6 protein-coding genes, 1 tRNA gene and 2 rRNA genes (1 of these 9 only partly in view) are annotated in these 9,525 nt (G+C 63.2%); 6 read left to right on the top strand and 3 right to left on the bottom strand.

Annotated features, from left to right (window positions below; translation table 11 throughout):
- The 3 genes from ASD73_RS12040 to ASD73_RS12030 form a co-directional block, all read left to right on the top strand.
- Positions 1 to 2,168, top strand: a 23S ribosomal RNA gene (locus tag ASD73_RS12040) (it extends 625 nt beyond the left edge of the window).
- Between the two features lie 117 nt (positions 2,169 to 2,285).
- A 5S ribosomal RNA gene (gene rrf, locus ASD73_RS12035) occupies positions 2,286 to 2,400 on the top strand.
- Positions 2,401 to 2,515: 115 nt separating this feature from the next.
- Positions 2,516 to 2,592: transfer RNA gene (locus ASD73_RS12030), tRNA-Met, on the top strand.
- Between the two features lie 238 nt (positions 2,593 to 2,830).
- Here the strand turns inward: ASD73_RS12030 and ASD73_RS12025 are convergent.
- Both ASD73_RS12025 and ASD73_RS12020 read right to left on the bottom strand, forming a co-directional pair.
- A complete protein-coding gene (locus ASD73_RS12025; protein WP_056372619.1) occupies positions 2,831 to 4,123 on the bottom strand; it encodes an Hsp70 family protein in 1,293 nt (430 codons plus the stop codon).
- Between the two features lie 86 nt (positions 4,124 to 4,209).
- Complete coding sequence (locus ASD73_RS12020; RefSeq protein ID WP_235534470.1) at positions 4,210 to 4,800, bottom strand: TetR/AcrR family transcriptional regulator; 591 nt, start codon at positions 4,798 to 4,800, stop codon at positions 4,210 to 4,212.
- Between the two features lie 107 nt (positions 4,801 to 4,907).
- Here ASD73_RS12020 and ASD73_RS12015 point away from each other — a divergent pair, with 107 nt between their 5' ends.
- Genes ASD73_RS12015 through ASD73_RS12005 form a run of 3 tightly spaced genes read left to right on the top strand, consistent with a single transcriptional unit; the run spans position 4,908 to position 9,043 of the window.
- Complete coding sequence (locus ASD73_RS12015) at positions 4,908 to 6,335, top strand: efflux transporter outer membrane subunit (protein WP_056372615.1); 1,428 nt, start codon at positions 4,908 to 4,910, stop codon at positions 6,333 to 6,335.
- Positions 6,332 to 7,483: an HlyD family secretion protein gene (locus ASD73_RS12010; RefSeq protein WP_056372613.1), complete on the top strand. Its 1,152-nt coding sequence runs from the start codon at positions 6,332 to 6,334 to the stop codon at positions 7,481 to 7,483. The genes ASD73_RS12015 and ASD73_RS12010 overlap by 4 nt, the downstream gene beginning before the upstream one ends.
- Positions 7,484 to 7,486: 3 nt before the next feature.
- A complete protein-coding gene (locus ASD73_RS12005; protein ID WP_056372611.1) occupies positions 7,487 to 9,043 on the top strand; it encodes a DHA2 family efflux MFS transporter permease subunit in 1,557 nt (518 codons plus the stop codon).
- A gap of 2 nt (positions 9,044 to 9,045) precedes the next feature.
- Here the strand turns inward: ASD73_RS12005 and ASD73_RS12000 are convergent, their stop codons facing one another.
- The gene (locus ASD73_RS12000) at positions 9,046 to 9,468 is read right to left on the bottom strand and encodes a VOC family protein (protein ID WP_056373564.1); all 423 of its coding nucleotides are present in this window, start codon (positions 9,466 to 9,468) and stop codon (positions 9,046 to 9,048) included.
- Positions 9,469 to 9,525: the final 57 nt, after the last annotated feature.

Genomic DNA, 9,525 nt, shown 5'->3' with positions numbered 1-9,525 from the left:
CAAGCAAGCTTAAGCCGTTAGGTGTAGGCGCAGCGAAAGCGAGTCTGAATAGGGCGAATGAGTTTGTTGCATTAGACCCGAAACCCGGTGATCTAGGCATGACCAGGCTGAAGGTGCGGTAACACGCACTGGAGGGCCGAACCGTTCAATGTTGAAAAATTGTCGGATGAGTTGTGTTTAGGGGTGAAAGGCCAATCAAACCGGGAAATAGCTGGTTCTCCGCGAAATCTATTGAGGTAGAGCGTCAGACGAATACCATGGGGGGTAGAGCACTGGATGGATGCGGGGGTCGCGAGATCTACCAATTCTAACCAAACTCCGAATACCCATGAGTAATATCTGGCAGACAGACGGCGGGTGCTAAGGTCCGTCGTCAAAAGGGAAACAGCCCTGACCTACAGCTAAGGTCCCCAAGTCACGTCTAAGTGGTAAAGCATGTGGGAATCCCAAAACAACCAGGAGGTTGGCTTAGAAGCAGCCATCCTTTAAAGAAAGCGTAACAGCTCACTGGTCTAAATAAGGGTTCCTGCGGCGAAAATGTAACGGGGCTCAAGACGTGCACCGAAGCTTAGGGTGTGTAGTTTACTACACGCGGTAGCGGAGCGTTCCGTAGGCTGATGAAGCGATCTGGTAATGGGTCGTGGAGGTATCGGAAGTGCGAATGCTGACATGAGTAGCGATAAACAGGGTGAGATGCCCTGTCGCCGAAATCCCAAGGGTTCCTGCTTAAAGCTAATCTGAGCAGGGTAAGCCGGCCCCTAAGACGAGCCCGAAGGGGGTAGTCGATGGGAACCACGTTAATATTCGTGGGCCTGGAGGTGTGTGACGGATCTCGTAAATTGTCTGCTCTTATTGGATTGAGCAGGCTTTGAAGAGGTTCCAGGAAATAGCCCCTCCATTATAGACCGTACCCTAAACCGACACAGGTGGGATGGTAGAGTATACCAAGGCGCTTGAGAGAAGTCTCCTGAAGGAACTCGGCAAATTGCCTCCGTACCTTCGGAAGAAGGAGGCCCCACATCTGGGCAACCAGTTGTGGGGGGCACAGGCCAGGGGGTAGCGACTGTTTAGCAAAAACACAGGGCTCTGCTAAGTCGGCTTCAAGACGACGTATAGGGCCTGACGCCTGCCCGGTGCCTGAAGGTTAAGTGGAGTGGTGCAAGCTGCGAAATGAAGCCCAGGTAAACGGCGGCCGTAACTATAACGGTCCTAAGGTAGCGAAATTCCTTGTCGGGTAAGTTCCGACCTGCACGAATGGCGTAACGACTTCCCCACTGTCTCCAGGAGATGCTCAGCGAAATTGAATTCTCCGTGAAGATGCGGAGTACCCGCGGTTAGACGGAAAGACCCCGTGCACCTTTACTGCAGCTTCAGAGTGGCATTAGGAAAGAACTGTGTAGCATAGGTGGGAGGCTTTGAAGCGTCGGCGCCAGCTGACGTGGAGCCATAGGTGAAATACCACCCTGTTGTTTTCTGATGTCTAACCTCGATCCATGAAACTGGATCAGGGACCCTCTGTGGCGGGTAGTTTGACTGGGGCGGTCGCCTCCTAAAGAGTAACGGAGGCGCGCGATGGTAGGCTCAGGACGGTTGGAAACCGTCTGCAAGAGTGCAATGGCATAAGCCTGCCTGACTGCGAGACTGACGAGTCGAGCAGAGACGAAAGTCGGTCATAGTGATCCGGTGGTCCCGAGTGGAAGGGCCATCGCTCAACGGATAAAAGGTACGCCGGGGATAACAGGCTGATGATTCCCAAGAGCTCATATCGACGGAATCGTTTGGCACCTCGATGTCGGCTCATCACATCCTGGGGCTGGAGCAGGTCCCAAGGGTTTGGCTGTTCGCCAATTAAAGTGGTACGTGAGCTGGGTTCAGAACGTCGTGAGACAGTTTGGTCCCTATCTGCCGTGGGCGTCGAAATTTGAGAGGAGTTGACCCTAGTACGAGAGGACCGGGTTGAACATACCTCTGGTGTACCTGTCGTGGCGCCAGCCGCGCAGCAGGGTAGCTATGTATGGACGGGATAACCGCTGAAAGCATCTAAGCGGGAAGCCTCCCTCAAGATAAGATTTCTTAGAGCCGTGGAAGACCACCACGTTGATAGATCGGATGTAGAAGCGCGGTAACGCGTGGAGCTAACCGATACTAATTGCTCTATTCGCACTTAAGAGTCCCGCCATCAACGACAAGCCTGACCGGTTTGTCCGCGATATGTGGATGATTGATCAGACAAATATTGCACGGACATCGATTGAAACCCTTTTTGACCCACGCCGGCTTCATTGCTTGGTGACCATGGCGTCAGTGACCCACCCGATCCCATCTCGAACTCGGCCGTGAAACCTGACAGCGCCGATGGTACTGTGACTTAAGTCCCGGAAGAGTAGGACGTCGCCAGGCATTGTAGTCGGCGTAAGGTCGAAAAGAGGAAAACCCATTCACAAAGTTAGAGGCCGGCAGCGATGCCGGCCTTTTGCTGTTTTGCCGGTCCCTCAGGGACCCGCAAGCTGGTTGACGCGGGATGGAGCAGCCCGGTAGCTCGTCAGGCTCATAACCTGAAGGTCGTAGGTTCAAATCCTACTCCCGCAACCATCAAAAAGCCCGCCTTCCTTCTGGGACGGCGGGTTTTTTGCGTTTTGGCGCGTGCGGGCGCCGGCGAGGCGGACAAGCGGATTCGTCGTTCGACGATCGTGCTTCGGTCGTTCTGCAGTGGACCTCGACGACGGTCCTCGCGGCCAGCAGCGCATCGGGCGCGAGGACCGCCACATTCGCGAGGATGATACCGCTCGCCAGCCCAGGTATAACCACCCGTCTGGGTTCGATCTCCCGATCAGGCAGCCCATTCGGCCGGGTCGGATTCCTCACCGATCAGCGCGAGCCCGTGCGCGATCGAGGTCAACTCGCCGCCGGTGGCGATCCGCTCTTCGCCGAAACGGCGGTCGAACATCGCGCGGATCGCGGGGATCAGCGAGGATCCGCCGGTCAGGAAGACGCGGTCGATTGCGTCGGGCGCGATGCCCGCGCGGGCAAGCGCCTGGTCCATCGCCGCCTCGATACGGCGAAGATCGTCGGCGATCCATTGCTCGAAATCGTCGCGCCGCACGTCGGCGCCGATCTCGATCCCGCCGCCGGCGAAATGAAATTCGGCGTGATCGCTGCCCGACAGCGCGCGTTTGAGCCTGCCCACCGCATCATAGAGCGGAAAGCCCTGCTCATGTTCGATCAGCGCGATCATGCGGCCGATCAAATCGGGGTGCTCGGCATCGCGTTGCAGGCGGCGGATTTCCTCGATCGTGCGGCGGTTGCGCATCATCGCGAGCCGCGACCAGTCGCCGAAATCGGCGAAATAGCCGCCCGGAATCTCGAGCAGCTTGTCGAACGAGCGGTAATTACTGCCTTTGCCAAGCAGGGGCAGCACCAGCCGGTCGACGATGCGGTAATCGAAGCGATCGCCCGCGATGCCGATCCCCGAGGACGCGAGCGGCACGCAGCGGCGCGGGCTTCCGGGTTCGGCGACGCGGACGATCGAAAAGTCGGTCGTCCCGCCGCCGAAGTCGGCGACGAGGATCGTCGCGGGTTCGGTCAGGCGCGAGGCATAGCTGTGCGCGGCGCCGAGCGGCTCGTGGACATAATAGATTTCGGTGCCGAACGCCGCGAGCATCGCGTCATAGCGTTGGCGCGCGAGTTCGGGATCAGGCCTGGCGCCGGCATATTCGACCGGGCGGCCGACGATAATCCGGCGCGGCCGCTCGTCGAGCGCGCCGCCAGCATGGGCAACAAGGCGCTGGAGGAACAGGCGCCCCATATCTTCGAAGCGGAACGGCTTGTTGAAGATCATCGCGCGCTCGAACAGCGGGCTCGCGGCGACACTCTTGAACGACTGGATGAAGCGGCTGTCGAGCGGCGACTGGAGATATTCGTCGATCGCCCACGGACCCGCCTCATGCGCGATGCCGTTCCAGCCGCGTTCCTCTTCCCAGAAGCAGAGCGCCGAGCGGAACACCGCGTCGCCCGCGTCGCCGAACGCGACCAGCTCGGTCCCGCCCCGGCCATCGGCCAGCGCAACGACACTGTTCGTCGTGCCGAAATCGAGGCCGAGCGCGCTCGCGGCCGCCTTGTCCATGACATGCTCCTGTAGCTGGGAATCCCGGTCGGGGGGCGGCGCCTATTGCACAGGAGGGCAGGGGGAGCAAGTTTCCGCGGGGGAGGTTAGTCGTCGGGCCTCCACGCGCGATAGAAAGTGTCGACTGCTGCGTCGACATCGCCCCGAAGGCGATCGAGGTCGCGGCTTTCGGGAAGATTGAGCATCGCGAATTGATAGATGCCCGACTGGCAAAGGCCGGTGAACTGCTGCACCGCGCGCATCGGATCGCCCATCCTCAGTTCGCCGCGCACCATTTTCTCGCCCACCCAGATCGCCGCGCGCGCCTTGCCGCGACGCGGACCGCGCTCGTAAAAGGTTTCGGCAAGGTGCGGGAAACGCTCAGCTTCGCCGACGACGAGACGAAAGAGCGACAGGATCGGCGTCGCGGTCAGCTTGGTCATTAGCAGATTGCCGAAGGTGCGGAGGACATCGGGAACCGGCTCGTCAAGCGGCAGATCGATCGCGAGCGCATCGCCATATTGGGCGACGATGTCGTCGACGACCGCGGCGAACAAATCCTCCTTCGACGGGAAATAGGTCCAGAGCGTCGTTTTCGACCCGCCGACCTTGCTCGCAATCGACGACATTGTCGTGCCGGCATAGCCGTTCGCAAAGAACAGCTCGCGTGCGGCATCGACGAACGCCTTGCGGCGCATTGCCACGGCATCGTCAGGTGCAGCCGTACTATCTGGTATCATTTCGATTGACAACGCTTCCTCCGAAGTTCATTTGCGCATGATACCAGCTAGTATCGTTGGAAGCCATGCCCCGATCATTATTTCTTACAACCGCAGTTTTCGGTCTGTTAGCCGGGTGCGCAAGCGTTCCCGATCTCGGCACCGAGCCCGTTCCGGCGGCGGCCGAGTCGCTAGAATCGAGCGCCACATTCGCCCGTGCCGAAGGCGCATGGCCGGCCGAAGGCTGGTGGCAGGGCTTTGACGACCCGCAACTCGGCACACTGATCGGCGAGGGGCTCAAGGGCTCGCCCGATGTCGCGATCGCCGCCGCGCGTGTTCGCGTCGCCGAGGCGATGGCGCAGCAGGCGGGCGCCGCGCTGCTGCCGCGCGTCGGCGCCGAGGCGAGCGCGGGCGGGGTCCAGCAGAGCAAGAATATGGGCATCCCGCCCGATTTCGTGCCCGACGGCATCCAGGACACCGGCCATATCGCCGCGACCTTCAGTTTCGATCTCGACCTGTGGGGTAGGAACCGCGCGGCGCTTGCCGCGGCGACCTCCGAAGCCGAAGCCGCACGCGTTGACGAGGCGCAGGCGCGGCTGATGCTGACGACCGGGATCGCCGCCGCCTACGCCGATCTGGCCGGCTATTATCACGCAATCGACGTCGCCAATGACGCTGTGCGCGTCCGCACCGCGAGCGCCGACCTGTCGGGCGAGCGCGCGCGTGCGGGCATCGAGAATCAGGCGAGCCAACGGCAAGCCGAAAGCCGCGCCGCCTCGGCACGCGCCGACGTTGTGGCGCTCGAAGAAGCGATCGCGACAACGCGCAACCGGATCGCCGCGCTCGTCGGTGGCGGGCCCGACCGCGGCCTGTCAATCGCGCGGCCGCAGATGGCGCGGCCGGCGCTCGGCCTGCCGGGCAATGCGGGGATCGACCTGATCGGGCGACGTCCCGATATCGTCGCGGCGCGGCTGCGCTCCGAAGCCGCCGCCAAGCGTATCGATGTCGCGCGCGCCGATTTTTATCCCAATATCAGCCTGTCGGCGCTCGTCGGGCTCCAGTCGCTCGGCCTGTCGAACCTGTTCAAATCGGGGTCCGAATATGGCAATGGCGGCGCCGCAATCAGCCTGCCGATCTTCGAAGGCGGGCGCCTTCAGGGACGCTATCGCGGATCGCGCGCTGACTATGACGTGGCGGTCGCGACCTATGATCGCACATTGATCGGCGCGCTGCGCGATGTTGCCGACATCGTTGCCAGCCGCGCCGCGAGCGAACGCCAGCTTGTCGGGCGGCGCGAGGCGCTGGCCGCCGCCGCCGAAGCCTCGAAACTCGCCGGACTTCGTTACCGCGCCGGCCTCTCGAACCAGATCGTCCAGCTCACCGCCGAGGACAGCATGGTGGCATTGAGCCGCGCCGTCGCCGACCTCGAAGCGCGCCAGCTCTCGCTCGACATCGCCCTGATCCGCGCGCTTGGCGGCGGATATCGCGCGCAAAACTCAACAGGAGACGAATGATGGCCGACGAAACGGCTGCAGCCGCAACCCCCACTCCCGAGACTACCCCCGAAGTCAATGGTGCCAAGCGGAAGAAACTCCTGCGCATCCTCGCGATCGTCGTCGTGACGGTCGGGGTCCTGTGGGGCCTCTGGTATTTTCTGACGCAAGCCGGACGCGTCCACACCGACAACGCCTATGTCGGCGCGGACTCGGCGCAGGTGACCGCGCTCGTTTCGGGACCCGTCAAGGAAGTGCGCGTCAGCGGCACACAGGCGGTGAAGAAGGGCGATATTCTCGTCATCCTCGATGACGCCGACCAGCGCATCGCGGTTGCCGACGCCGAAGCGGCGCTGCGCCTCGCGCGCCAGCGTTATGGGCAGGCGAACGCGACCGCCGATGCCGCGCGCGCGCGCGTTTCGGCGCGTGGCGCCGATATCGCGCAGGCCCGCGCGCGGCTGCGCGACGCCAGTGCGACGGTCGAGCGCGCCCGCGCCGAACTGGCAAGGCGCGAGAGCATCGCGGGCACCGGCGCGGTGTCGGGCGAAGAACTGACCGCGGCGCGTGCGGCGCTCGCGTCGGCTTCGGCCGCGCGCGACCTTGCCGCCGCGGGCATCGCGTCGGCCGAGGCGACGCGCGGCTCGGCGAGCGGCGACCTTGGCGCCGCCGAGGCCGTCGTGCGCGGCACGACGATCAACACCGCGCCCGACGTCGCGGCGGCCGAAGCACGGCTCGAAAAGGCGCGGCTCGATCTTGCGCGCACCGTGCTGCGCGCGCCGGTCGACGGCATCGTCACCAACCGGCAGGTGCAGGTCGGCCAGCGGATCGCCGCGGGCGCGCCGATCATGGTGCTTGTCCCCATCGCGACCGCCTATGTCGACGCCAATTTCAAGGAAAGCCAGTTCGAGGATATCCGCATCGGCCAGCCGGTCGAACTGGTGTCGGACTATTATGGCGGTGACGTCGTCTATCGCGGCAAGGTCATCGGCATCGCCGGCGGCACCGGCGCGGCCTTCTCTTTGATCCCGGCGCAGAATGCGACGGGCAATTGGGTGAAGGTGGTGCAGCGCCTGCCGGTGCGCATCGCGCTCGATCCGAAGCAGCTCGAGGAACATCCGCTGCGCGTCGGGCTGTCGATGGAAGCCACGATCGACACGCGCGGTCGATAGGTCATGGCCAGCGCCGCCGCCCCCGCCTTATCCGCCAGCGTCCCGACCGAACCGCAGCCGCTGACCGGCGCGCGGCTGATCGTCGCCGCCTTCGCGCTGGCACTCGCCAATTTCGTCGTGGTGCTCGACACGACGATCGCCAATGTGTCGGTGCCGCATATTGCGGGCGGCCTTGCTGTCTCGCCGACCCAGGGAACATGGGTGATCACCAGCTATGCAGTCGCCGATGCGATCAGCGTGCCGCTCACCGGCTGGCTCGCGATGCGTTTCGGCACCGTCCGCTGGTTCATGATCTCGATCATCGGCTTCGGCATCTTCTCTTTCCTCTGCGGCGTCTCCCGCACGCTCGACGCGCTCGTGCTTTTCCGCGTGCTGCAGGGGCTCGCGGGCGGCCCGCTGATGCCGCTGTCACAAATATTGCTGCTGCGTATCTTTCCAAAGGAAAAGGCCGGAATCGGCCTCGCAATCTGGGCGATGACGACCACCACCGCGCCAATCCTCGGCCCGATCCTCGGTGGGACGATCAGCGACAACTGGACCTGGCCGTGGATATTCTTCATCAACCTGCCGGTCGTCGCGATCTGCGCGTTCGGCGTCTTCACCCTGCTGACGCCATATGAGACGAAGCGCGCCAGGGCGCGGATCGACGTGATCGGCCTGATCCTGCTCGTCGTGTCGGTCGGCGCCTTCCAGATCATGCTCGACACCGGGCGCGAGCATGACTGGTTCGGATCGGTTTGGATCGTCGGGCTCGCGGTTGTTTCCGCGATCAGCTTCGCCGCTTTCGTAATTTGGGAGCTGACCGACGCCAATCCGGTCGTGAACCTGCGCATCTTCCGCTTCCGCGGCTTCACCTTCGCCACGATGGCGATCTCGCTGGGTTTCGGCGCCTTCTTTGCGCAGGTCGTACTCACGCCCCTCTGGCTGCAACAGGTCGCGGGTTATACCGCGACGCAGACGGGCTTTATCGTCGCCTGGCTCGGGGTGTTCGCCGTCCTCCTGTCGCCCGTTGCGGCGGGGCTGATGACCAAGGTCGACGTACGCATCACCATCTCGGGCGGCATTTTGTGGATGGCGCTGATGTCGGTCCTTCGCGCGAGCTGGAACGCCGATGTCGGCTATTGGACGCTCGCGCTGCCGCATATCCTGCAGGGGATCGGCATGCCCTTCTTCTTCGTCGGGCTCACCGCGCTCGCGCTGAGTTCGGTGCCCGCGCAGCATCAGACGTCGGCGGCGGGGTTGATGAGCTTCCTGCGCACGCTCTGCGGGGCAATCGGCACCGCGGTCGCGACGACCGCGTGGGACGATGCCAGCCGGACGTCGCGGTCCGAATTGGTGTCGTCGCTCAACAACACCGAAGCGACGATGACGTCGCTGCAAAGCGCCGGCCTGACGCTCGAACAGGCGCGCGCCGCGATCGAGCGGCTGGTCGAGGTACAGGCCTCGACGCTAGGGGTGCTGCACCTGTTCCTTGCGTCGGGAGTCGTGTTCGTGATCGCCGCGATCTCGGTCTGGTTTGCGCCGCGGCCGAAGCAGATTTCGATGGGCGGCGGGCATTAGCCTTATTTGGCGAACAGCTGATCGAGGTCGGCAAAGGCCTTGAACTCAAGCGCGTTACCCGCCGGGTCGTGAAAGAACATCGTCGACTGCTCGCCCGGCTGCCCGGGGAAGCGCGTGTGCGGTTCGATCACGAATGTCGTGCCCGCGGCCTTCAGCCGCTCGGCGAGCGCCTGCCATTCGGCGGGCGGCAGCACGACGCCGAAATGCGGCACGGGCACGTCATGCCCGTCGACCGGATTATGCGCGGCCGATGCGCGCGGCGTATCGACGCGGTGCGCGACGATCTGATGCCCATAAAGGTTGAAGTCGATCCAGTCGGCACTGCTTCGCCCCTCGAAGCAGCCGAGGACATTGCCATAAAAATGGCGCGCGGCGTCCAGATCGTCGACGGGAAAAGCGATGTGAAAGGGGGCGAGGCCGGTCATGCTCCCCATTTGCCGCACTCGCGCGCAATACGCCAGTCCGGGACTTGGGTTGTGCGC

It is taken from the genome of Sphingopyxis sp. Root154 (genome assembly GCF_001427105.1).
Lineage (GTDB): Bacteria > Pseudomonadota > Alphaproteobacteria > Sphingomonadales > Sphingomonadaceae > Sphingopyxis.
The sequence above is the reverse complement of the archived record's forward strand: the minus strand, read 5'-3'. Positions and strand labels throughout refer to the sequence as shown.

Bases quoted from the DNA above. Each gene is read 5' to 3' on its own strand.
- ASD73_RS12005 (WP_056372611.1), top strand. From the start codon at position 7,487: ATGGCCAGCGCCGCCGCCCCCGCCTTATCCGCCAGCGTCCCGACCGAA.
- ASD73_RS12025 (WP_056372619.1), bottom strand. From the start codon at position 4,123: ATGGACAAGGCGGCCGCGAGCGCGCTCGGCCTCGATTTCGGCACGACG.
- ASD73_RS12000 (WP_056373564.1), bottom strand. From the start codon at position 9,468: ATGACCGGCCTCGCCCCCTTTCACATCGCTTTTCCCGTCGACGATCTG.
- ASD73_RS12015 (WP_056372615.1), top strand. From the start codon at position 4,908: ATGCCCCGATCATTATTTCTTACAACCGCAGTTTTCGGTCTGTTAGCC.
- ASD73_RS12010 (WP_056372613.1), top strand. From the start codon at position 6,332: ATGATGGCCGACGAAACGGCTGCAGCCGCAACCCCCACTCCCGAGACT.
- ASD73_RS12020 (WP_235534470.1), bottom strand. From the start codon at position 4,800: ATGCGCCGCAAGGCGTTCGTCGATGCCGCACGCGAGCTGTTCTTTGCG.